This is a genomic window from Kitasatospora sp. NPDC092039 (assembly GCF_044756065.1).
GTDB lineage: Bacteria > Actinomycetota > Actinomycetes > Streptomycetales > Streptomycetaceae > Kitasatospora.
The window spans coordinates 95,923-117,642 of sequence record NZ_JBIVSD010000002.1; the positions used below are offsets into that span (position 1 = coordinate 95,923).

Annotated in this window: 20 protein-coding genes; 13 read left to right on the plus strand and 7 right to left on the minus strand. The window is 73.5% G+C overall.

The genetic code is table 11. The features are described 5' to 3' along the window. Window positions 1-80: 80 nt before the first annotated feature. The 3 genes from ACIQI7_RS03770 to ACIQI7_RS03780 all read right to left on the minus strand — a co-directional run bounded on the left by ACIQI7_RS03770 (window position 81) and on the right by ACIQI7_RS03780 (window position 3,101). On the minus strand, window positions 81-983 hold the full coding sequence (locus ACIQI7_RS03770; RefSeq protein WP_401105670.1) for a 5'-3' exonuclease H3TH domain-containing protein: 903 nt from the start codon (window positions 981-983) through the stop codon (window positions 81-83). Between the two features lie 61 nt (window positions 984-1,044). Further along, window positions 1,045-2,178: a cation diffusion facilitator family transporter gene (locus tag ACIQI7_RS03775; protein WP_401104774.1), complete on the minus strand. Its 1,134-nt coding sequence runs from the start codon at window positions 2,176-2,178 to the stop codon at window positions 1,045-1,047. 194 nt (window positions 2,179-2,372) lie between these two features. Beyond that, complete coding sequence (locus ACIQI7_RS03780) at window positions 2,373-3,101, minus strand: gamma-glutamyl-gamma-aminobutyrate hydrolase family protein (protein WP_401104778.1); 729 nt, start codon at window positions 3,099-3,101, stop codon at window positions 2,373-2,375. Window positions 3,102-3,267: 166 nt separating this feature from the next. Here ACIQI7_RS03780 and ACIQI7_RS03785 point away from each other — a divergent pair, with 166 nt between their 5' ends. The 4 genes from ACIQI7_RS03785 (at window position 3,268) to ACIQI7_RS03800 (ending at window position 8,143) form a co-directional block, all read left to right on the plus strand. Beyond that, complete coding sequence (locus ACIQI7_RS03785; protein WP_401104780.1) at window positions 3,268-4,671, plus strand: glutamine synthetase family protein; 1,404 nt, start codon at window positions 3,268-3,270, stop codon at window positions 4,669-4,671. Window positions 4,672-4,694: 23 nt separating this feature from the next. Beyond that, window positions 4,695-6,071, plus strand: a complete 1,377-nt coding sequence (locus ACIQI7_RS03790) for an aldehyde dehydrogenase family protein (protein ID WP_401104783.1) — start codon at window positions 4,695-4,697, stop codon at window positions 6,069-6,071. A gap of 7 nt (window positions 6,072-6,078) precedes the next feature. Beyond that, window positions 6,079-6,879 (plus strand): 3-oxoacyl-ACP reductase, encoded by an 801-nt coding sequence (locus tag ACIQI7_RS03795; protein WP_401104786.1) that lies wholly within the window; start codon window positions 6,079-6,081, stop codon window positions 6,877-6,879. Between the two features lie 109 nt (window positions 6,880-6,988). Then, window positions 6,989-8,143 (plus strand): DUF2510 domain-containing protein, encoded by a 1,155-nt coding sequence (locus ACIQI7_RS03800; protein ID WP_401104789.1) that lies wholly within the window; start codon window positions 6,989-6,991, stop codon window positions 8,141-8,143. Window positions 8,144-8,269: 126 nt separating this feature from the next. Here the strand turns inward: ACIQI7_RS03800 and ACIQI7_RS03805 are convergent, their stop codons facing one another. The 3 genes from ACIQI7_RS03805 to ACIQI7_RS03815 all read right to left on the minus strand — a co-directional run bounded on the left by ACIQI7_RS03805 (window position 8,270) and on the right by ACIQI7_RS03815 (window position 11,126). Continuing rightward, entirely contained in the window at window positions 8,270-9,184 is a 915-nt protein-coding gene (locus tag ACIQI7_RS03805; RefSeq protein ID WP_401104791.1) for a lytic polysaccharide monooxygenase, read from the minus strand. Between the two features lie 241 nt (window positions 9,185-9,425). Then, entirely contained in the window at window positions 9,426-9,842 is a 417-nt protein-coding gene (locus tag ACIQI7_RS03810) for a hypothetical protein (RefSeq protein ID WP_401104795.1), read from the minus strand. Window positions 9,843-9,902: 60 nt separating this feature from the next. Further along, the gene (locus ACIQI7_RS03815; protein ID WP_401104797.1) at window positions 9,903-11,126 is read right to left on the minus strand and encodes an amino acid deaminase/aldolase; all 1,224 of its coding nucleotides are present in this window, start codon (window positions 11,124-11,126) and stop codon (window positions 9,903-9,905) included. A gap of 129 nt (window positions 11,127-11,255) precedes the next feature. Between ACIQI7_RS03815 and ACIQI7_RS03820 the strand changes: the two genes are divergently transcribed. Then, on the plus strand, window positions 11,256-12,029 hold the full coding sequence (locus ACIQI7_RS03820; protein WP_401104800.1) for an SseB family protein: 774 nt from the start codon (window positions 11,256-11,258) through the stop codon (window positions 12,027-12,029). 114 nt (window positions 12,030-12,143) lie between these two features. On the opposite strand, the gene ACIQI7_RS03825 is transcribed toward ACIQI7_RS03820, so the two are convergent. Beyond that, window positions 12,144-12,521, minus strand: coding sequence for a DUF1844 domain-containing protein (locus ACIQI7_RS03825; RefSeq protein ID WP_401104803.1), 378 nt, complete (start codon window positions 12,519-12,521; stop codon window positions 12,144-12,146). 447 nt (window positions 12,522-12,968) lie between these two features. Here ACIQI7_RS03825 and infC point away from each other — a divergent pair, with 447 nt between their 5' ends. The 8 genes from infC to ACIQI7_RS03865 all read left to right on the plus strand — a co-directional run bounded on the left by infC (window position 12,969) and on the right by ACIQI7_RS03865 (window position 21,578). Beyond that, window positions 12,969-13,703 (plus strand): translation initiation factor IF-3, encoded by a 735-nt coding sequence (gene infC / locus ACIQI7_RS03830; RefSeq protein WP_401105671.1) that lies wholly within the window; start codon window positions 12,969-12,971, stop codon window positions 13,701-13,703. 142 nt (window positions 13,704-13,845) lie between these two features. Next, window positions 13,846-14,040 (plus strand): 50S ribosomal protein L35, encoded by a 195-nt coding sequence (rpmI, locus tag ACIQI7_RS03835; protein ID WP_045701618.1) that lies wholly within the window; start codon window positions 13,846-13,848, stop codon window positions 14,038-14,040. A gap of 109 nt (window positions 14,041-14,149) precedes the next feature. Then, entirely contained in the window at window positions 14,150-14,545 is a 396-nt protein-coding gene (gene rplT, locus ACIQI7_RS03840; RefSeq protein WP_030055649.1) for a 50S ribosomal protein L20, read from the plus strand. A 98-nt stretch (window positions 14,546-14,643) separates the two neighbouring features. Further along, the gene (locus ACIQI7_RS03845; RefSeq protein WP_401104805.1) at window positions 14,644-15,510 is read left to right on the plus strand and encodes a TrmH family RNA methyltransferase; all 867 of its coding nucleotides are present in this window, start codon (window positions 14,644-14,646) and stop codon (window positions 15,508-15,510) included. 116 nt (window positions 15,511-15,626) lie between these two features. Continuing rightward, the gene (locus ACIQI7_RS03850) at window positions 15,627-16,730 is read left to right on the plus strand and encodes an ATP-binding protein (protein WP_401104807.1); all 1,104 of its coding nucleotides are present in this window, start codon (window positions 15,627-15,629) and stop codon (window positions 16,728-16,730) included. Window positions 16,731-16,910: 180 nt separating this feature from the next. Further along, complete coding sequence (gene pheS, locus ACIQI7_RS03855) at window positions 16,911-18,032, plus strand: phenylalanine--tRNA ligase subunit alpha (RefSeq protein WP_401104809.1); 1,122 nt, start codon at window positions 16,911-16,913, stop codon at window positions 18,030-18,032. Further along, on the plus strand, window positions 18,032-20,533 hold the full coding sequence (gene pheT / locus ACIQI7_RS03860; RefSeq protein WP_401104812.1) for a phenylalanine--tRNA ligase subunit beta: 2,502 nt from the start codon (window positions 18,032-18,034) through the stop codon (window positions 20,531-20,533). Before pheS ends, pheT begins: the two co-directional genes overlap by 1 nt. 202 nt (window positions 20,534-20,735) lie before the next feature. Next, window positions 20,736-21,578, plus strand: coding sequence for a chitosanase (locus ACIQI7_RS03865; protein WP_401104814.1), 843 nt, complete (start codon window positions 20,736-20,738; stop codon window positions 21,576-21,578). The last annotated feature ends 142 nt before the right edge of the window (window positions 21,579-21,720 follow it).

The window sequence follows — 21,720 nt, forward strand, 5'->3', positions numbered from 1 at the left end:
TGCAAAGTGACGTGGCGTCAAGGAACGCCGAGGGCCCGCACGCTCCGGCGGGAACGTGCGGGCCCTCGGCGTACGGCGGCTCAGCGGGTGGCGAGGGCCTCCAGGAGGCGGTCCAGGGAGGTGCCGAGGCCCCAGCGGGTGGAGAGTTCCTCCAGCGTCATCGGGTACAGCGGCTCGCGCGGGAGGGCCGGGTCGAAGGCGGGCAGCGGGGCGTCGTCGGCGACCCGGACGACCTTGGGGGCGACGTCGAGGTAGGCGGCGCCTTCGACGATGTTGCGGCGGCGGGCCGGGGTGAGCCTGGAGCCGGGGTCGAGGGCGGCGGCGCGGATGGCCGCGAGGTCGCCGTACTCGTCGATCAGCTGGGCGGCGGTCTTCTCGCCGATGCCCTTGACGCCGGGCAGGCCGTCCGACGGGTCGCCGCGCAGGGCGGCCATGTCGGCGTACTGGGCGCCGCGCACGCCGTACTTCTCCAGGAGCAGCGCGTCGTCGGTGACCTGGAGGTTGCCCATCCCCTTGACCGGGTAGAGCACGGTGATCCCGCGGGCGTCGTCCACCAGCTGGAAGAGGTCGCGGTCGCCGGTGACGATCTGCACCGGCCCGGTGGCGCGGGCGGTGAGGGTGCCGATCACGTCGTCGGCCTCGTAGCCGGGGGAGCCGACCCGGGCGATGCCGAGGGCGTCCAGCACCTGTTCGATCACCGGGACCTGCGGGGCCAGCGTGTCGGGCACCTCCTCCTCGCCGTCCTCGGCCGCCTCGGCGACCCGGTGGGTCTTGTAGGAGGGGACGAGGTCCACCCGCCACTGCGGGCGCCAGTCGGCGTCCATGCAGGCCACGAGTTCCGCGGGGCGGTGGTCGTGGACCAGCCGGGCGATGAAGTCCAGCAGGCCGCGGACGGCGTTGACCGGCTCGCCCTGCGGCGAGCGCAGGGTGTCCGGTACGCCGAAGTAGGCCCGGAAGTACAGGCTGGCGGAGTCGAGCAGCATCAGTCGCGGTGCGGTCACGACTCAGCATCATGCCGCACCGCGGTGACGGACGGGGTGGTTGTCAGTGTTCGTGCGGCCCGGCGCGGTGGACCGGGCCGTGGGCGTCGGCGCAGTGCTCGGCGTCGACGGCCGATGCTCCGGGGCCGGCGATCTGGAGCAGCCCGCCGGACTCGTCCTCGCCGACGTGGTCGACCTGGAGGGTGCTGTGGGTGATCCCGTACTCGGCGGCGAGGTGGCCCTGGAGCCGGCGGCGCACCGCGTGGCAGTCGCCGCCGGGGGTGACCAGGATGTGCGCGGACAGGGCGGGCTGGCCGGAGGTGATCTCCCAGATGTGCAGGTCGTGGATCTCCTCGACCAGCGGCTCGGTGACCATCCGGTCGGCCACCGCGTCCGGGTCGATCCCGGCCGGGGCGGCCTCCAGGAAGATCCGTCCGGAGTCCCGGACCAGTGCGACGCCGGCCTTGAGCATCAGCGCGACGACGATCAGCGAGGCGATCGCGTCGGCCCGGGCGAAGCCGGTGGTCACCACGACCACACCGGCGACGGCGGTGGCGACGAACGCGTACAGGTCGGTCAGCACGTGCTGGAAGGCGCCCTCGACGTTCAGCGAGCTGCGGTTGGCCCTGGACATGCACCAGGTGGCCGCGAGGTTGACCACGATCCCGACCAGCGCGGTGACCAGCACCAGTGAGCCGGTGACCTCCGGCGGCTCGAACAGCCGGGTGACCGCCTCGTAGCCCAGCCAGGCCGACAGCACCAGCAGGGTGACCCCGTTGGCCTGCGCGGAGAGGATCTCGGCACGCTTGAGGCCGTAGGTGTAGCCGCCCCGGGCCGGGCGGGCGGCGAGCCGCATGGCGATCAGCGCGAGCACGATGGACGCGGCGTCGGTGAGCATGTGCGCCGCGTCCGAGATCAGCGCCAGGGAGCCGGCGGCGAAGCCGACCACGACCTCGCCGGCCATGAAGACGACGATCAGGGCGAGGGCGCTGAGCAGCCAGCGGCGGTCCGCGTCGGCGGCGACGCCGTGCGAATGGCCGCCGTGGCCCCCCGGTCCGTGCGAGTGACCCCCGGGCCCGTGTCCGTGGCCGCCCTTCCCGTGCGAGTGCGAGTGCGAGCGCGAGTGCGGCTGCGACGGCGAACCCGAGTGCTTGTGGTCATGCGCATGATCATCGTGCGAATGCTCGTGCCCGGCCATGAAAGTCCTCTCTGGGCGCACGGGTGCGAAAGGGGGCGCGCTGCGACCGCCCCGCAACCGAAGTGAACCGCAGAATCGACAAAGATCCAAAGGCTGTACTGGTGACCGTTGTCGTTGCCGTTCGGAGGGCCGGATCCGCCGTACTCCGCACCCGTCCGAACAGCCGAAATCCCCTGCTGCCGGGCCCAGTTGCGCTATCCCAGCGCCAGCGCGTCGAGGACCGCCGCGGTGGCTGCCCGGACCAGCGCCCGCATCAGCCGCAGGTCGTCCCCCTGCTCCGGGTGCCACTGCACCCCGAGCGCGAACCCCGGGCCCTCCACCGCCTCCACCGTCCCGTCCGGCGCGTGGGCGCTCACCCGCAGCCCCGCCCCGACCCGGTCGACGGCCTGGTGGTGGAAGGTCGGCACCTCCAGCTCGCTCTCCGGCAGCAGCCCGCCCAGCAGCGTCCCCGGCACCGGCCGCACCGCGTGGGTGCCGTAGCACCCGGGCGGTGCGCCGTGCACGTCCACCGGCACCACGTCCGGCAGGTGCTGCACCAGCGTCCCGCCGCACACCACGTTCAGGACCTGCATCCCCCGGCAGACCGCCAGCAGCGGCATCCCCGCCGCCAGCGCCGCCCGCAGCAGCGCGACCTCCCAGGCGTCCCGCTCCGGCGAGTCCACCTCGGTCGCCGGATGGGCCGGCTCCCCGTAGTACGCCGGGTCGATGTCCGGCCCGCCCGCGATCACCAGGCCGTCCAGCCGGGCCAGCACCTCCGGCGCGCGCTCCGGCGCGTCCGGCGGCAGCAGGACCGCGATCCCGCCGGAGTCCCGGACCTGCGCGGTGTACCGCTCGGGCAGCAGCGCCACCCGGCGGTCCCGCCAATCGCTCCAACTCGCGTCCACCAGGTAGGTGCTGACGCCGATCAAAGGCCTGCGATCCATGGCGCGCATTCTCCCTCCGCGGCACCTGATCCACCGTCAGCCACGCGCGTCGGCGCGCCACGGGCACCCGACACCCACCCGCCCTCTTCCGCCCCGCGAGTCGCAGGCCGTACGGTTCGCTGTGACCGCTTGATCTCGAAGAGTGATCGAGGAGGAGGGTTCGGCCATGTCTGAAATGTCCGATAGGTCCGAACAGGTCGCCGCGGGCTCACCGCCCCGGCCGCCGCTGACCCTGGACGGGCTGCGCACCCTGGTGGACGCCGGCGAGGTGCACACCGTCGCGCTCGCCTTCACCGACATGCAGGGCCGCCTCCAGGGCAAGCGCTTCGCCGCCCGGTTCTTCCTCGACGAGGTCGCCGAGCACGGCGCCGAGGCCTGCGACTACCTGCTGGCCGTCGACGTCGACCTGAACACCGTGGACGGCTACGCCTTCTCCTCCTGGGCCACCGGCTACGGCGACTTCGCGATGCGCCCCGACCTCGACACCCTGCGGCTCACCCCCTGGCAGCCCGGCACCGCCCAGGTCACCGCCGACCTCGCCCGGCACGGCGGCCACCCGGTGGACGCCGCCCCGCGCCAGCTGCTGCGCCGCCAGATCGCCCGGCTCGCCGAGCACGGCCTGGCCGCCGACATCGGCACCGAACTGGAGTTCCTGGTCTTCCGCGACACCTACGAGCAGGCCTGGCTGGGCGGCTACCGCGGCCTGACCCCGGCGAACCTCTACAACGTCGACTACTCCATGCTGGGCACCGCCCGGGTCGAGCCGCTGCTGTCCCGGATCCGCACCGAGATGGCCGGCGCCGGCCTGGTGGTGGAGTCGGCCAAGGGCGAGTGCAACCTCGGCCAGCACGAGATCGCCTTCCGCTACGCCGACGCCCTCACCACCTGCGACCAGCACAGCGTCTACAAGACCGGCGCGAAGGAGATCGCCGCCCAACTCGGCTGCGCGCTCACCTTCATGGCCAAGTACGACGAGCGCGAGGGCAACAGCTGCCACATCCACCTCTCGCTGCGCGACGCCGTCGGCGCGCCCGCCTTCGCCGACCGGGACGGCCGGATGACCGACACCATGCGGCACTTCCTGGCCGGCCAGCTGGTCGCGCTGCGCGAGTTCAGCGTGCTGTACGCGCCGAACATCAACTCCTACAAGCGCTACCGCCCGGGCTCCTTCGCCCCGACCGCCGTCGCCTGGGGCCGGGACAACCGCACCTGCGCCTACCGGGTGGTCGGCCACGGCCCCGGCCTGCGGATGGAGAACCGGGTACCGGGCGGCGACGTCAACCCGTACCTCGCGGTGGCCGGGATGATCGCGGCCGGCCTGCACGGGCTGCAGCGCAAGCTGGAACTGCCCGCGCCCTGCCTCGGCAACGCCTACGCGGTCGAGGAGTACCCCCGGGTGCCCGGATCGCTGCGCGAGGCGGCCGAGCTGTGGGCCGGCAGCGAACTGGCCCGCGAGGCCTTCGGCGACGACGTGGTCGAGCACTACCTGAACATGGCCCGGGTCGAGCAGGCCGCCTACGACGGGGCGGTCACCGACTGGGAGCGCTACCGATCCTTCGAACGGATGTGACCCATGACCGACGGATGTGACCCATGACCGAGCCCGCCGCGGGCGCCGCGAGCACCGTCCGCAACCCCGCCACCGGCGAGGTGCTCGCCACCGTCCCGGACACCGCCCCCGAGCAGCTGGACGCGGCCGTCCGGCGGGCGGTGCGGGCCCAGGCCGGCTGGGCCGCGCTCGCCCCCGGCGAACGCGCCCGGCTGCTGCGCCGCTTCGCCGACCAGGTCGAGGTGCACGTCCCCGAGCTGGCCGCCCTGGAGGTGGACGAGGCCGGCCACCTGCCCGCCAACGCCCGCTGGGAGGCCGGCAACGTCCGGGACCTGCTGGAGTACGCCGCCGGGGGAGTGGAGCGGCTGACCGGCCGGCAGATCCCGGTGGCCGGCGGCCTGGACGTGACCCTCCACGAGCCGGTCGGCGTGGTCGGGGTGATCGCGCCGTGGAACTTCCCGATGCCGATCGCCGCCTGGGGCTTCGCCCCCGCCCTGGCGGCCGGCAACGCCGTCCTGCTCAAGCCCGCCGAGGCCACCCCGCTGACCGCCCTGCGGCTGGCCGAACTCGCCCTCGCGGCGGGCCTGCCCGAGGGCCTGTTCCAGGTCGTCCCCGGCGCGGGCGCCACCACCGGCCGGGCCCTGGCGGACCACCCGGCCGTCCGCAAGATCGTCTTCACCGGCTCGACCGTGGTCGGCAAGGAGGTCGCCGCCCGCTGCGCCGCCCGCGCCAAGCGGGTCACCCTGGAACTCGGCGGCAAGAGCCCCAGCATCGTCTTCGCCGACGCCGACCTCGCCCGCGCCGCCGACCCGATGTCCTTCGCCGACAACAGCGGCCAGGACTGCTGCGCCCGCAGCCGGATCCTGGTCCAGCGCGAGGTGTACGAGGACTTCCTCGCCCTGCTGCTGCCCGCCGTCGAGACCCTGCGCACCGGCGACCCGACCGACCCGCAGACCCAGCTCGGCCCGCTGATCTCGGCCGCCCAGGTCCGCCGGGTGGCCTCCTACCTCACCCCCGAACTGCCGGTGCTGGCCCGCGGCAAGGTCCCGGACGGGCCCGGCTACTGGTACCCGCCGACCGTCGTCGCCCCGGCGGACCCGCAGGTCCCGGCCGTCACCGAGGAGATCTTCGGCCCGGTCGCCGCCGTCCTGCCGTTCACCGACGAGGCCGACGCCCTGCGGCTGGCCAACGCCACCCGCTACGGCCTGTCCGGGTCGATCTGGACCCGGGACGTCGGCCGCGCGCTGCGCCTGGCCCGGGGCGTACGGGCGGGCAACCTGTCGGTCAACTCGCACTCCTCGGTGCGCTACTGGACGCCCTTCGGCGGCTTCGGCGAGTCCGGGGTGGGCCGTGAGCTGGGACCGGACGCGCTGCGCCACTTCACCGAGACCAAGAACGTCTTCATCCACAGCGAGGAGTGACAGCCCGATGAGCGAGAAGCACGCCGCGCAGGACGGACCCGTCTGCCGCCGGCTGGTCGGCCGCACCGCCGTGGTCACCGGCGCGGGCAGCGGCATCGGCCTGGCCGCCGCCCGGCGGCTCGCCTCGGAGGGGGCGAAGGTGGTCTGCGCCGACCTCGACGAGGAGACCGGACGGGCCGCCGCCAAGGAGGTCGGCGGGCTCTTCGTGCACACCGACGTCACCGACCCGTACATGGTCGAGGCGCTGTTCGACGAGGCGTACGAGACCTGCGGCAGCGTGGACGTCGCGTTCAACAACGCCGGCATCTCCCCGCCCGAGGACGACTCGATCCTGACCACCGGCCTGGACGCCTGGCACAGGGTCCAGGAGGTCAACCTGACCTCGGTCTACCTGTGCTGCAAGGCCGCGCTGCCGTACATGCGCCGGCACGGGCGGGGCTCGATCATCAACACCGCCAGCTTCGTGGCCCGGATGGGCGCGGCCACCTCGCAGATCTCCTACACCGCCTCCAAGGGCGGGGTGCTGGCGATGTCCCGCGAGCTGGGCGTGCAGTTCGCCCGGGAGGGCATCCGGGTCAACGCGCTCTCGCCCGGACCGGTGGACACCCCGCTGCTGCGCGAGCTGTTCGCCGCGGACCCGGAGCGGGCCGCCCGCCGGCTGGTGCACATCCCGCTCGGCCGGTTCGCCCGCGCCGAGGAGATCGCCGCCGCGGTGGCCTTCCTGGCCAGCGACGACTCCTCGTTCATCACCGCGAGCGAGTTCCTGGTGGACGGGGGCATCTCCGGGGCCTACGTGACGCCGCTGTAGGGTCCGCCCGGCCCGGCGCGCGGGTTCTCACCGGAATCTCATCGAAAACGGCGGGAATTCCGTGCTGCGCTGATTTCGCGTTTATCCGGCTGCCTTTAGATTCTCTGTCGTGAGTGAGCAGATTCCCGCCGGGTGGTACCCGGACCCCAAGGACACCACCAGTGACCCGAGGCCCCAGCGGTGGTGGGACGGCAGGGGCTGGACGGCCGACACCCGGCCCGCACCCTCGGACGCCCCGGCACCGGCCGCGCCGGAGCCGGCTGCCGCGGACCAGGGACCGGCCGCCGCCGCGGACCCGGGGGCGGGACCGGCCGGGCGGCCCACGGTGCTGGAGGGCGAGGTGCTCGACAGCGGCCCGACCGTCCGCTACCCGGAGCCGCCGCCCTTCGGCACCGCCTACGGCTCGCCCGCCGGACCGCCGCGCCGGCCCCGGCGCCGGCCCTCCAAGCTGGTGCTGGCGACGGCCGTCGCCGCCCTGCTCGGCCTGGGCGCCGGCTCGGGCATCACCTACCTCGCGATGGACGGCCACGGGGACCGCCCCAAGCGCAGCGCCCGCCCGGCCCCGCAGTCCGACGGCAACGGCCCGTGGGGCGGCGTCCCGGACTTCGGCGACCCCGGCAACGGCGGTGACGGGAACGGCGGCGGGAGCGGCAAGGGCGGGAGCGGCGGCAACGGCGGCAGCGGCAAGGGCGGCGGTAAGCCCCGCCCGAGCGCCGACCAGGCGATCGACGTGGTCAACCGGCTCACCCTGCCCGTCCCGGACGGCTGGGAGGCCGGCACCACCGACAAGGGCTACGCCGTGCTCAGCGTCGGCTCGTACACCTGTGCGGGCGGCCAGGGCGAGTGCTCCCTCGGCGGGGTGAACACCGGCCGGATCGACGGCGGCGGCACCGACGTCCAGGCGGCGGCCAAGGCCGACATCGCGTCGGCGGCCAAGGACGCGTACGGCGAGGTCACCGGGCACCAGGAGCTCAAGTCCGAGGCCGTGAAGGTCAACGGCAAGGACGGCTACCTGGTCCGCTGGAAGGTGGACGCGCCCAAGGGCAACAACGGCACCGTGCAGACCGTGGTCTTCCCGTCCGCCGACGGGAAGTCGCTGGTCTCGGTGCACTTCGGCTTCGACATCGCCGACAAGTCGCCGGACGTCGCGGTGATGGACACCATCCTCCAGGGCATCACCGACTACAAGGGCAAGCTGCCGGGCATCCCCGGACTGCCCGGGACGGGCTCCGGCTCCGGCGGCCCCGGGGGCACCACCACCTGAGCCCCGCGCTCCTCACACGGCGGCGGCCCACCCGGGAGGGAACCCTCCGGGTGGGCCGCCGCTCTTGGAACGTGCCACGGGACCGGGCCGGACGGGGGTGTGGCCGGCCCGGTCCCGCGCCCGGCGTCAGGAGTCGCGTCGAACAGCCTCGACACGACGGCGCCGGAGCACCATGCCGGCCCAGCCGGCACCGATCGCGGCCGCGCCCGCGAGCAGCAGCGGACCGGTGGCCGAGGTGCCGCCCACGGCCGCGGCGGCGGTCGGGACCACCTGGCCGGCCGGGGAGTCCGGGTCCCCGCCGTGGCCGTGGTGGGCGACCGTGGACCTGGACGCGTCGGCCGCGATCTGGGCGTCGCTCGGCGCGGCCGGGGCCTGGGCGGCGAGCGCCGACACGGCCGTGGCGGAGGCGCCGAAGTCGACGTCGGAGCAGGCGTAGAAGGCCTCCGGGCTGTCGCTGCGCTGCCACACCGTGTACAGCACCTGGCGGCCGGTGCGCTGCGGCAGGGTGCCGGAGTAGGAGTACGAGCCGTTGACGGTGTTGCGGTCGACCTGCACCTTGGCCACCGGGGTCGGGTCGAGGTCCGACCACTTCAGCGGCTTGGTCGGGTCGTAGCCCGCCTTGGTGATGTAGACGGTCTGGGTGCCGACGTGCGGCGCGGTGGCGCGGAACTGGAAGGTGAAGGCGCCGGCCTTCACCGCGGTGGCCGGCCAGTCGGTGCGCGGCCAGTCCAGCGCCGCGTACTTGTCGCGGTTGGCCGAGCAGAGCTTGCCGTCCGGGATCAGCGCCTGGTGGTTGCCGGCGGCGCTGCCGATGTTGACCTCGTTCCAGTCGTACAGCGGCTGGGTGCCGCTCGCGGCGACGAGGTCCTTGCAGATCTGGGACACCGGGTGCTCGGGGCCCTCGGCGAAGCAGGCGGCGATCCGGCTCACGGGGTTGGTCATCGTGCCGTGGGCGCTGGCGGTGCCGGCGGTGGCACCGGCCACCGCGACGACCGCGGCGCCGATCACGCCGACGGACAGGGCACTTCGCTTGATGGACATGGGGTGGGGACTCCTTGACCGTCGTTCCGGGCGAGTGTGGGGGAACGGGCACGCCTGCCCGTTCGGGAGCCGCCGGCCCGGCGCGCGGCCCCCGGCCAGAGCGTAGGATTGGTCTGGACCAGATGGCAATAGTCGCGCGTGCTGTGCTTGTTGACGGACTGTAGGGCCCCGAGCAGCGCAAAGGCCCGACGGACGGCTGTGGTTAGCCGTTCCATCGGGCCCCTTTAAGGCTCCGGAAAGGTCAGCGTCGCAAGTCGTGGATGATGCCGGCCTGGATCACGAGATCGCTGTTGACGGTCGAGTTCCCGTCGATGGTGTTGATGATGTACGTCCCGCCGACCTTGCTGAACCGTCCGGGCGCGAACTCCTCGAGGATCTCGAAGAGCTCCTCGGCCGCCTCCGGTTCCGCCCGGAACAGCGCGCGCAGCCGGTTGCGGAGGGCGGCGGCCTGGTCGGCCAGGACCTCCTCGTCGCCGTCGGCCTCCAGCACCTCGGCGCGGATCAGCTCCAGCTCGGCGCCCGCCTCCTCGTCCCGCTCGCCGCGGCCGAACAGCCGGGCGAATCGCGAACTGGCCTGGTTCCACGCGGCGGTGGCCATCAGGCCGGCCACGGAGGTCGCCCCGGACCTCACCATCTCCTGCACGAGTTCGGCGTCCATGCGGTCCCCTTGCTTGTTCGTGGTGTCGGTACCACGGTAGGGCACAGGTCGGACGGAGCGTCAGAGGAACGTCTTCCCCTCACCCCGGTACGTCGGCACCGTCCGGACGATCCGGTCGCCCTCGATGAGGTGCAGCTCGGCGAAGCGTTCGCACAGCTCGCCCGCCTTGGCGTGCCGGAACCAGACCCGGTCGCCGATCAGCAGGTCGTCCGCCGCCGGGCCGAGCAGCGGGGTCTGCACCTCCCCGGCGCCCTCCATCGGGTCGTAGCGCAGCCCGGCGGGCAGGTACGGCACCGGCGAGCGGTCCGGCCCGGCCGCGCCGGAGGCCGGGTAGCCGCCGCCGAGGACGGTGACCACGCCGAGGCCGGGGCGGCGCACCACCGGCTGGCCGAACAGCGCGGCCGGCCGGCCCCGGAAGGAGCGGTAGTTGTCGAACAGCTGCGGCTGGTAGAGCCCGGAGCCGGCCGCCACCTCGGTGACGGCGCGCTCCGTCACGGTGGACTCCACGCTGCCGGTGCCGCCGCCGTTGACGAACTCCAGGTCGGCGACCTGCCGCAGCCGCCGGACCGCCGCCGCCCGGCGCTCGGCCAGCTCGGTCCGGGCCTTGGCCTGCATCAGCCGGATCAGCTGCGAGCGCACCGGCCGTCCGGGCACCCGGTCGCCCACCCCGGCGACGTGCCCCTCGTACGCCATCAGGCCGACCACCCGGAAGCCCCGGCGGCGCTGGACGAGCTCGGCGAAGGCGCCGAGGTCCTCGGGGGTGCGCAGCGGCGAGCGCCGGGCGCCCACCCGGACCCGGCCGCCGAGCAGGTGCAGCGAGGTGTCCAGCTCCAGGCAGACCCGCACCTCGGCGTCGCCGCCGCGGGCCTCGTCGATCAGGTCCAGCTGGGCCGGGTCGTCCAGGACGACGGTGATCCCGCGGGCGGCCTCCGGGTCGGCGGTCAGCTCGGCGAAGCCGGCCCGGTCGGCGGACGGGTAGGCGAGCAGGATGTCGCGGAGGCCGGCGCGGGCCAGCCAGAGGGACTCCTCCAGGGTGAAGCTCATCACCCCGAGGTAGCCGTCCACCGCCAGCGCCCGCTCCAGCAGCGCCCGGCAGCGGAGCGACTTGCTGGCCAGCCGGATCGGCTTGCCGCCCGCCCGGCGGACCAGGTCGGCGGCGTTCGCGTCGAACGCGGCGAGGTCCACGACGGCCACGGGCCCGTCCAGGTGGGCGGTGGCGCGGTCGTACCGGAGGCGGTCGGAGACCGGGGCGGGCGCGGTCGCGGGTGCGTCGAGGATCACCATGGCCGCAGGGTGCCACACCGCACTACCGGTGGGTAGGCCCCGTGCGGGGAAACTGCGGGGAGGCCCTGGCGGGCGGGGGACGTGCAGCGGAATGGGGCCGCTCGGGCGCGGTGGCATAGGGTCGGGCGGGTGGACCGCAAAGACTTCTCCAACCCGGCGTTCGTCGGCAAGAGCATCCCGAATCCCGGTTTCTCCGACGACGACGGCACCGCCGACCCGGCGCTCACCGAGGCGCTCGACCGCTGGTCGCGGGACCGCGCGGCCGAGCCGGAGGTGCTCGCGGCGCTGACCCCCACCCGGTTGATGGTCCCGATCGTCGCGATCCTCGGCGAGGTCGAGGTGAGCCCGGAGGGGCACCGGCACGAGAAGACCAGTGACATGGCCGTGCCGGTGCTGGAGGCCCCGGACGGCCGCCGCGCGCTGCCGGCCTTCACCTCGCTCGAATCGCTGACCCGCTGGCGCGCCGACGCCCGCCCGGCGCCGACGGCGGCCCCGCAGGCCGCGATGGTCGCCTTCGCGGAGCGTGCCGACACCCTGCTGATCGACCCGGCCGGGCCGGTGCCGTTCCAGCTGAGCGGCGCCCGGCTGCGGGCGCTGGCGGAGAACCGCCCGTTCCTGCCGCCGGTCCGGGACCCGGAGGTGCGCGAGGCGGTCCGCGGGCTGCTGGCGGCCGAGCCGCAGGTGGTCACCGGGCTGCTGGCGGCCTCGGACGGTTCGGACGGGGTGCTCGCGGTGGTGTTCGACCCGGCGCTGGACCAGGCCGGGCTGCAGGCGGCCGCGCAGCGGGTCGGGCAGGCGGTGGCCGCCGACCCGGTGCTGCGGGTGCGGCTGGACCGGGGGCTGGACCTCGCGGTGCTGCCGCCCGGCGCGGAGCTGCCGGGGGAGCCGCTCTACAAGCGGTAGCCCCCCAAGGCCGGCACCCCCCCCGAAAGCCGGTACCCCCGAGGGCCGGTGGGCGCGGGCAGTGGTGGACGCGAAGGGAGCGCCCCGGGCGGGGCGCTCCCTTCGCGAGCGGGCTCAGGAGTAGACCGGCCCGGTGAACTTCTCGCCCGGGCCCGCGCCCGGGGCGTCCGGGACGACCGAGGCCTCGCGGAACGCGAGCTGGAGCGAGCGCAGCCCGTCCCGCAGCGGCGCGGCGTGGAAGTTGCTGATCTCCGGGGCGCCGGCGCTGACCAGCCCGGCCAGCGCGGTGATCAGCTTGCGGGCCTCGTCCAGGTCCTTGTCCTTCTCGCCGCCCTCGGCGAGACCGCACTTGACGGCGGCGGCGCTCATCAGGTGCACCGCGACGGTGGTGATCACCTCGACGGCCGGGACCTCGGCGATGTCGCGGGTGAGGTCGTCGAAGCCGATCGCGTCGTCCTCAGCGCCGGGGTTCTGGGTGGGCTCGCTGCTCAAGGGGGGCTCGTTCCGTTGTGCCGTGTGGGTACACGTGGAGCGTACAAGGGGCCCCGCGGCGGGGCGGAATAGCGTTCGACGGCACGACGCTGTAAGCTTCGAGACTGACCGGCCGGGTTCCCTCACGGGTCCCTGGCCAGCAAGAGGAGGCTCCACCGAGGAGGCCCGAGAGGGCAAGCCACGAAAGTCTCCCACCCGATCGGCCTCGCGGTCGACGGGTCCCGGTCCGCGACGGGCGCCCCTGGCGCCGAGTCGCCCGCAACGCCCCTCACCGGGCGTCGCCCCCGGTTGTGTGGAGCCCCGCTTGTACCGAGCGGGGCTTTTTTCGTGCGGCGGTGTACCCACCGGGCAGCGCAGCACGAATGAAGCCCCGCCCAGTGGTCGAGTCCACTACGTGCGACCGCCGTCCGACGGCCGCATCGCAGAAGGTGCAACCGAGGAGGCCCCATCAGCACCGAGCCCCGCATCAACGACCGGATTCGCGTCCCCGAGGTGCGACTCGTCGGTCCCAGCGGCGAGCAGGTCGGCATCGTGCCGCTTGCCAAGGCGCTGGAGCTCGCGCAGGAGTACGACCTCGACCTGGTCGAGGTCGCGGCGACCGCCCGGCCGCCGGTGTGCAAGCTCATGGACTACGGCAAGTTCAAGTACGAGTCGGCCATGAAGGCCCGTGAGGCGCGCAAGAACCAGGCGCACACGGTCATCAAGGAGATGAAGCTCCGGCCGAAGATCGACCCGCACGACTATGACACCAAGAAGGGTCACGTCGTCCGGTTCCTCAAGCAGGGCGACAAGGTCAAGATCACGATCATGTTCCGCGGTCGTGAGCAGTCCCGCCCCGAGCTGGGCTTCCGTCTGCTCCAGCGGCTCGCCGACGACGTCCAGGACCTGGGCTTCGTCGAGTCCTCGCCGAAGCAGGACGGCCGTAACATGATCATGGTCCTTGGCCCGCACAAGAAGAAGACCGAGGCGATGGCCGAGGCCCGCGCCCTCGCGGACGCCCGCAAGGCCGAGCGTCAGGGCCGCACCGCCGGCTCCGACGCCGCCGCGGACGACGACGTGGCGGTTGACGACGACGCCGTGACCGACGACGCCGTGACCGAGGCGCAGGACGCCCCGGCCGAGGCGCCGGCCGCCGAGGCCGACGCTCCGGTCGAGCAGCCGGCCGCCTCCCAGGGCGCCTGAGCCTTCACCGGCCAGGAGGTCCGGGAGACCGGCCCACAGGGTGACGGGGCGGCCCGCCCGGTCACCGCAGATCCATCCAGTTCACGCCCGCGTGGCAGCCGCCGCGCGGGCGTGGACGGGACCGACGAGGAGATACGGCGAAATGCCGAAGCAGAAGACGCACAGTGGCGCCAGCAAGCGCTTCAAGATCAGTGGCTCTGGCAAGGTGCTGCGCGAGCGCGCCGGCCGCCGCCACCTCCTGGAGCACAAGCCCTCGACGCTGACCCGCAAGCTGGCCGGGACGATCGAGCTGGCCCCCGCTGACGCCAAGAAGATCAAGAAGCTTCTCGGCAAGTGATCGCCCTCCCGCCCGGCGCGAGCCGCAAGCGGGGCAGCTGATCCTTCCCGACCCATTCGAATGACGGACCACGTGAAGTAGTCCGTGGTCCAACCCAAGGAGTAATCAAGTGGCACGCGTCAAGCGGGCAGTCAACGCCCACAAGAAGCGCCGGGTCATCCTGGAGCGCGCCAGCGGCTACCGTGGCCAGCGTTCGCGCCTGTACCGCAAGGCCAAGGAGCAGGTCACCCACTCGCTGGTCTACAACTTCAACGACCGCAAGAAGCGCAAGGGCGACTTCCGTCAGCTGTGGATCCAGCGCATCAACGCTGCGGCCCGTGCCAACGGCATCACCTACAACCGCTTCGTGCAGGGCCTGAAGGCCGCCAGCGTCGAGATCGACCGCAAGATGCTGGCCGACCTGGCCGTCAACGACCCGGGTGCGTTCGCCTCCCTGGTCGAGGTCGCCCAGAAGGCGCTGCCGGCCGACGTGAACGCCCCGAAGGCCGCCGCCGACGCCGCCTGATCTTCCGAGATCGGTTGAGCTCCGACCGGGCCCGCAGGTTCGCCTGCGGGTCCGGTCCTGCTTCTGCCCCTCCTTCAGCGCCTCCAGAGAACGAGACCATGCCGAGCACCGACACCCCCCTGCTGACCTCCCTGCGCTCGCCGCGCGTCGTCGCCGCCCGCCGGCTGGCCAAGCGCAACCAGCGCACCAAGGAGCGCCGGTTCCTGGCCGAGGGCCCGCAGGCGGTCCGGGAGGCCGTTGCCTTCGGCAGGCTGCCGGGCACCGGCGAGCACGCCGTGGTCGAGGTCTACGCGACGCCGGAGGCCGCCGAGCGGCACGCCGGCATCGTCGACGCCGCCCTGGCGGAGGGGCTGCCGGTGCTGACCGCCACCGACGAGGTGATCGCCGGGATCTGCGACACGGTGACCCCGCAGGGCATCGTGGCGCTCTGCCGCTTCATCGACACCCCGTTCGCCGAGGTGCTCAGGGCCCGCCCCAAGCTGGTCGCGGTCCTCGCCCACGTGCGCGACCCCGGGAACGCCGGCACCGTGCTGCGCACCGCCGACGCGGCCGGCGCGGACGCCGTGGTGCTCACCGACGCCTCGGTGGACCTCTACAACCCGAAGGCCGTCCGGGCCTCCGTGGGCAGCCTGTTCCACCTGCCGGTGGCGGTCGGCGTGCCGGTCGAGGAGGCCGTCGGGAAGCTGCGCGAGGCCGGCGTCCGGGTGCTCGCCGCGGACGGCGCGGGGGAGCGGGACCTGGACCGGGAGCTGGACGAGGGCACCCTGGGCGCGCCCGGTGCGTGGGTGTTCGGCAACGAGGCGTGGGGGCTTCCGGAGGAGACCCGCGCGCTCACCGACGAGGTCGTGCGCGTCCCGATCCACGGCCACGCGGAGAGCCTCAACCTGGCCACCGCCGCGGCCGTCTGCCTGTACGCCTCGGCCCGCGCCCAGCGTTCGCCCGGCGGCTGCCGCTCGAACGCCTGACCCGGCCGGGGGCGCGTCCGGATCACCCGTTGCAAGCCCTACTGCACGGGCCTGGGAGGCGCTAGGGTCTGCCTCGGTGGGGGGAACGGCACGGTGGGTAATCGGGGAGGCAACCCATGGTCGGCAGCGGGCCCGAGCTCGACCCGGACGACCTGCCGGACGGCCTGGTGGTCGCCGACGCGCTGGGCCGGGTGGTCTGCTTCAACCGGGCCGCGGCCCGGCTCACCGGCGTGCTCCCGCAGGCCGCGCTCGGCAGCGTGCTGGAGGACGCCCTCCCGCTGGAGGACCTGGACGGCCGCCGCTGGTGGCAGCTGACCGACCCGTACGGCGGCCTGGCCATCCGCACCCGCCAGCCGGAGCGCAACCTGCTGCTGCCCGGGGGGCGCGAGGTGCTGGTCTCCGCCCGGTACGTGCGCAGCGCGCCGGGCGGGCCGCTGGAGCGGCTGGTGATCGCCCTGCGCGGCACCGAGGCCCGGCGCCGCACCGAGCGCAGCCACGCCGAGCTGATCGCCACCGTGGCGCACGAGCTGCGCTCCCCGCTGACCAGCGTCAAGGGCTTCACGGCGACGCTGCTGGCCAAGTGGGAGCGGTTCACCGACGGGCAGAAGCGGCTGATGCTGGAGACGGTGGACGCCGACGCCGACCGGGTCACCCGGCTGATCGCCGAGCTGCTGGACATCTCCCGGATCGACTCCGGCCGGCTGGAGCTGCGCAAGCAGGTGGTCGACCTGGCCGCGGCGGTGCGCCGGCACGTCGAGCGCAAGGTCGCCACCGGCATCGCCGAGGACCGCTTCGACATCCGGATCGCCGAGCCGCTGACCGTCCTGTGGGCCGACCCGGACAAGATCGACCAGGTGCTCGCCAACCTGCTGGAAAACGCGGTGCGGCACGGCGAGGGAACTGTCACCATCGAGGTGGCACCGGCCAAGGAGGTCGTCGAGGCGCCCCTCTGGGAGCGCGGCGGCACCCCGCCCCGCATCGTGGAAGGCACAGCGGTCACCGTGAGCGACGAAGGCAGCGGAATCCCCGAGGAGTCGATGCCGCGCGTCTTCACCCGCTTCTGGCGCGGCTCCAAGCGCGGCGGCACGGGCCTGGGCCTCTACATCGTCAAGGGCATCGTGGAGGCCCACGGCGGCTCGATCCGCGTCGACCGCGCGCCCGGCGGCGGCGCCCGGTTCCGATTCATCCTGCCCGCCGGGGTACCCGACTTCATGCTCTGAAGGAGCGTGGACGACGAGCACCGAGTGCTCCGTGCCGTACCGGCCGCTCCCGAGCGGGCCGGACGTCGCTCCCCGGACGGGCTTCGCGGCAGCGGTGATACCCGCTGCGACTACACTCGACCTTTGGCGTTGGCCCAAAGACCTTGAGCACGGACGAGCAGGAGCACGGGAAAGATAGAGATGTCGGCACCCAACAAGTCGTACGACCCGGTCGAGGTCGAGGCCCTGAAGCCCGAGGTGGTGGAGCAGGCGCGGGACGAGGCGGTCGCCGCGTTCGCCGCCGCCGGTTCCCTGGACGAGCTGAAGCAGGCCAAGGTCGCCCACACCGGCGACCGCTCCGCGCTCTCTCTCGCCAACCGCGAGATCGGCGCCCTGCCCCCGCACGCCAAGGCGGCCGCCGGAAAGCTGATCGGCCAGGCCCGCGGGGCCGTCAACCAGGCCCTCGCCAAGCGGCAGGCCGAGCTGGAGGCGGAGCGGGACGCCCGCGTGCTGGTCGAGGAGGCGGTGGACGTCACGCTGCCGTACGACCGCGCCCCGCGCGGCGCCCGGCACCCGCTGACCACCATGGCCGAGCTCATCGAGGACACCTTCGTCGCGATGGGCTACCAGGTCGCGGAGGGCCCCGAGGTCGAGGCCGAGTGGCTCAACTTCGACGCCCTCAACCTGGGCCCGGACCACCCGGCCCGCTCGATGCAGGACACCTTCTTCGTCCAGGCCCCGGACGGCTCCGCCGACTCCGGCGTGGTGCTGCGCACCCAGACCTCCCCGGTCCAGGCGCGCACCATGCTCGACCGCGAGCCGCCGATCTACGTGGTCTGCCCGGGCCGGGTCTACCGGACCGACGAGCTGGACGCCACCCACACCCCGGTCTTCCGCCAGGTCGAGGGCCTCGCGGTGGACGAGGGCATCACCTTCGCCGACCTCAAGGGCACCATCGAGGTGCTGGTCGAGAAGCTGATCGGCGGCGGCCTGGAGCTGCGCTGGCGCCCGTCGTACTTCCCGTTCACCGAGCCGAGCGCGGAGATCGACCTCCAGTGCTTCGTGTGCCGCGGTGCGAGCGTCGGCAACCCGGACCGGCCCTGCCGGACGTGCTCCTCCGAGGGCTGGATCGAGCTCGGCGGCTGCGGCGTGGTCAACCCGCGGGTGCTGGTCGCCTGCGGTGTCGACCCCGACCGCTACAGCGGCTTCGCCTTCGGCCTGGGCCTGGAGCGGATCCTGATGAATCGTCACAACGTCGCCGACATGCGCGACATGGTCGAGGGTGACGTCCGCTTCACCCTCCCGTTCGGGATGGAGATCTGATGCGCGTCCCGCTTTCCTGGCTGCGCGAGTACGTCGACCTGCCGGCCGGCGAGACCGGCCGTGACGTCGCGGAGCGCCTGGTCCGGGCCGGCCTGGAGGTCGAGACCGTCGAGCAGCTCGGCGCGGACCTCAAGGGCCCGCTGGTGGTCGGCGAGGTGCTCTCCATCGAGGAGCTGTCCGGCTTCAAGAAGCCGATCCGGCACTGCTTCGTGAACGTCGGCGACGCCAACGGCACCGGCGAGCCGCAGGAGATCGTCTGCGGCGCGACCAACTTCGCCGTCGGCGACAAGGTCGTGGTCGTGCTCCCGGGCGCGGTGCTGCCCGGCCCGTTCCCGATCGCGGCCCGCAAGACCTACGGCCACACCTCGGCCGGCATGATCTGCTCCGCCCGCGAGCTGGGCATGGGCGACGACCACAACGGCATCATCGTGCTCCCGCCGGAGTACGAGCCCGGCACCGACGCGATCGAGCTGCTCCAGCTCGTCGACGAGGTGCTCGACATCGCCGTCACCCCGGACCGCGGCTACTGCCTGTCCATGCGCGGCGTGGCCCGTGAGGCCGCCGCCGCGTACGGGCTGCCGCTGGCCGACCCGGCGCTGCTCGACGTGCCGCCGGCGAACTCCTTCGGCTACCTGGTGAAGGTCAACGACCAGGCCGGCTGCGACCGCTTCGTGGCCCGTACGGTCGTCGGCGTCGACCCGAACGCCAAGTCCCCGATCTGGCTCCAGCGCCGGCTCCAGAAGTCGGGCATCCGTCCGATCTCGCTGACCGTCGACATCACCAACTACGTGATGCTGGAGGTCGGCCAGCCGCTGCACGCCTACGACAAGCAGCGCGTGGACGGCCCGATCGTGGTCCGCCGGGCGGAGCAGGGCGAGACCCTCACCACCCTCGACGGCGTGGAGCGCAAGCTCGCCGTCGAGGACCTGCTGATCTGCGACAACAGCGGCCCGATCGGCCTGGCCGGTGTGATGGGCGGCGCCTCCACCGAGATCCTCGACCCGGCCGCGGGCCCGGGCACCACCGAGGTGATCATCGAGGCGGCGCACTTCGACCCGGTCGCGATCGCCCGCAGCGCCAAGCGGCACAAGCTGCCCTCCGAGGCGTCCAAGCGCTTCGAGCGCGGCGTCGACCCGGAGGCCGCCCGCGCCGCCGCACAGCGCGCCGTCGACCTGCTGGTCCTGATCGCCGGCGGCACCGCCGAGGCCGGGGTCACCGACATCGCCGCCCCGCACCCGGTGCGCACCATCACCATCGCCGCCGACCTGCCCGACCGGGTGGCCGGCACCGCGTACGGCCGCGAGACCGTCACCCGGCGCCTGCAGGAGATCGGCTGCTCGGTCGCCGGCGCCGACGTCCTGGAGGTCACCCCGCCGACCTGGCGCCCCGACCTCACCGACCCGTACGACCTCGCCGAGGAGGTCATCCGGCTGGAGGGCTACGACAACGTCCCCGCCCGGATGCCGAACGTGCCCCCGGGCAAGGGCCTGACCGAGGCCCAGCGGGTGAACCGCCGGATCGGCGTCGCGCTGGCCGGGGCCGGCTACGTCGAGGTCAACAACTACCCGTTCCTCGGCGAGGCCGCCTTCGAGGCGCTCGGCCTGGAGGCGGACGACCGGCGCCGCCGCACGGTGAAGCTGGTCAACCCGCTGAACGACGAGGAGCCGGCGCTGCGCACCACGCTGCTGCCGGGCCTGCTCGGCGCGCTGCGCCGCAACGTCGGCCGGGGCAACACCGACCTGGCGGTCTACGAGACCGGCACCGTCTTCCTGCCCAAGGACGAGCTGAGCGTGGCCCCGCGTCCGGCGGTCGACCACCGGCCCAGCGACGAGGAGCTGGCCGCGCTGGACGCCGCGCTGCCGGACCAGCCGCGCCGGATCGCCGTCGCCCTCGCGGGCGAGCGGCTGCCGTCGGGCTGGTGGGGCAAGGGCGCCCAGGCCTCCTGGGCGGACGCCGTCGAGGCGGCCCGTACGGTGGCCCGCGCGGCCGGCGTCGAGCTGACCGTCCGTCAGGGCCAGCTGGCGCCGTGGCACCCGGGCCGCTGCGCCGAGCTGGTGGTGGCCGGCACCGACCGGGTGGTCGGCCACGCCGGTGAGCTGCACCCGCGGGTGGTCAAGGCGCTCGGGCTGCCGGCCCGTACCGCCGCGATGGAGATCGACATCGACCTGCTCACCGCCGACGGCGCCGAGCGGGTCGGCGGCCCGACCGTCTCCGGTTTCCCGGTGGCGACCCAGGACGTCGCGCTGATCGTCGACACCGCCGTCCCGGCCGCCGACGTCGAGGCCGCGCTGCGTGCCGGCGCGGGCGAACTGCTGGAGGCCATCCGGCTGTTCGACGTGTTCACCGGTGAGCAGGTCGGCGAGGGCAGGAAGTCGCTGGCGTACGCGCTGCGCTTCCGCGCGGTCGACCGCACGCTGACCGCCGACGAGGCCACCGCCGCCCGTGAGGCGGCCGTCGCCGAGGCCGTCGCCCGCACCGGCGCGGTGCTGCGCGGCGCCTGACGCGGCAGCACCCCAGGAAGGGGCCCCGCCCCGGACCACGCGTCCGGGGCGGGGCCCCTTCCGTCGCCCGGGCGCACGGTGCCCGGCCGCCCAAGATCTCTTGAAGAGGTTCCGTCAAAACCCTTGCGGGAGCACGGCCGGAGGCGTATTCCTACTTCTCGTTAGGAAAGTTTCCTAACCCCACGAGGAATCGGAGCGTCCCATGCGCCCTCAGCCCCGTCGTGCCCTCCGCATCGCCCTCGCCGCCGCCCTGGTGGCCGCTCCCCTGACCGTCGCGGCCACCTCGGCGGCCCAGGCCGCCCCGTCGCCGGCCGCCGCCGTCCAGTTCAAGGGGGTCGGGCTGGACGACCCGCACAAGAAGGACATCGCGATGCAGCTGGTGTCCAGCGCGGAGAACTCGTCGCTGGACTGGAAGGCCCAGTACAAGTACATCGAGGACATCAAGGACGGCCGCGGGTACACCGCCGGCATCATCGGCTTCTGTTCCGGCACCGGTGACATGCTGGAGCTGGTCCAGCACTACACCGACCTCAAGCCCGGCAACGTCCTGGCCAAGTTCCTGCCGGCGCTGGAGAAGGTCAACGGCTCCGACTCGCACGCCGGCCTCGGCTCCGCGTTCGAGAAGGCCTGGGCCACCGCCGCCAAGGACGCCGTCTTCCAGCAGGCGCAGAACGACGAGCGCGACCGGGTGTACTTCAACCCCGCCGTCAACCAGGCCAAGAGCGACGGCCTGCGCGCGCTCGGCCAGTTCGCCTACTACGACGCCATCGTCATGCACGGCCCCGGCAACAGCTCGGACAGCTTCGGCGGCATCCGCGCCGCCGCCATGAAGAAGGCCAGGACCCCCGCCCAGGGCGGCGACGAGGCCACCTACCTCAAGGCCTTCCTGGACGCCCGCAAGGTGGTCATGAAGAAGGAGGAGGCGCACTCCGACACCAGCCGGGTCGACACCGAGCAGCTGGTCTTCCTCAACGCGAAGAACTTCGACCTCAACCCGCCGCTGAAGTGGAAGGTCTACGGCGACAGCTACGCCATCAACAGCTGACGCCGCACCACACCGCCAGGGGCCCGGGGGGCCGGGACCCGCCCCCCGGGCCCCGGGGTTCGGGTCCCCCCGCCGGGGCGGGGCGGGCGGGGGGTGCCGAGTCAGCCCCGGCCGGCATGGGGGCCCCCCCGGCCCGGGGGCC

Excerpts from the sequence above, each read along its gene's own strand:
- ACIQI7_RS03770 (WP_401105670.1), bottom strand. The coding sequence starts at position 983 with ATGCTGCTCGACTCCGCCAGCCTGTACTTCCGGGCCTACTTCGGCGTA.
- ACIQI7_RS03775 (WP_401104774.1), bottom strand. The coding sequence starts at position 2,178 with ATGGCCGGGCACGAGCATTCGCACGATGATCATGCGCATGACCACAAG.
- ACIQI7_RS03780 (WP_401104778.1), bottom strand. The coding sequence starts at position 3,101 with ATGGATCGCAGGCCTTTGATCGGCGTCAGCACCTACCTGGTGGACGCG.
- ACIQI7_RS03785 (WP_401104780.1), top strand. The coding sequence starts at position 3,268 with ATGTCTGAAATGTCCGATAGGTCCGAACAGGTCGCCGCGGGCTCACCG.
- ACIQI7_RS03790 (WP_401104783.1), top strand. The coding sequence starts at position 4,695 with ATGACCGAGCCCGCCGCGGGCGCCGCGAGCACCGTCCGCAACCCCGCC.
- ACIQI7_RS03795 (WP_401104786.1), top strand. The coding sequence starts at position 6,079 with ATGAGCGAGAAGCACGCCGCGCAGGACGGACCCGTCTGCCGCCGGCTG.
- ACIQI7_RS03805 (WP_401104791.1), bottom strand. The coding sequence starts at position 9,184 with ATGTCCATCAAGCGAAGTGCCCTGTCCGTCGGCGTGATCGGCGCCGCG.
- ACIQI7_RS03810 (WP_401104795.1), bottom strand. The coding sequence starts at position 9,842 with ATGGACGCCGAACTCGTGCAGGAGATGGTGAGGTCCGGGGCGACCTCC.
- ACIQI7_RS03815 (WP_401104797.1), bottom strand. The coding sequence starts at position 11,126 with ATGGTGATCCTCGACGCACCCGCGACCGCGCCCGCCCCGGTCTCCGAC.
- rpmI (WP_045701618.1), top strand. The coding sequence starts at position 13,846 with ATGCCGAAGCAGAAGACGCACAGTGGCGCCAGCAAGCGCTTCAAGATC.
- ACIQI7_RS03845 (WP_401104805.1), top strand. The coding sequence starts at position 14,644 with ATGCCGAGCACCGACACCCCCCTGCTGACCTCCCTGCGCTCGCCGCGC.
- ACIQI7_RS03850 (WP_401104807.1), top strand. The coding sequence starts at position 15,627 with ATGGTCGGCAGCGGGCCCGAGCTCGACCCGGACGACCTGCCGGACGGC.
- pheS (WP_401104809.1), top strand. The coding sequence starts at position 16,911 with ATGTCGGCACCCAACAAGTCGTACGACCCGGTCGAGGTCGAGGCCCTG.
- pheT (WP_401104812.1), top strand. The coding sequence starts at position 18,032 with ATGCGCGTCCCGCTTTCCTGGCTGCGCGAGTACGTCGACCTGCCGGCC.
- ACIQI7_RS03865 (WP_401104814.1), top strand. The coding sequence starts at position 20,736 with ATGCGCCCTCAGCCCCGTCGTGCCCTCCGCATCGCCCTCGCCGCCGCC.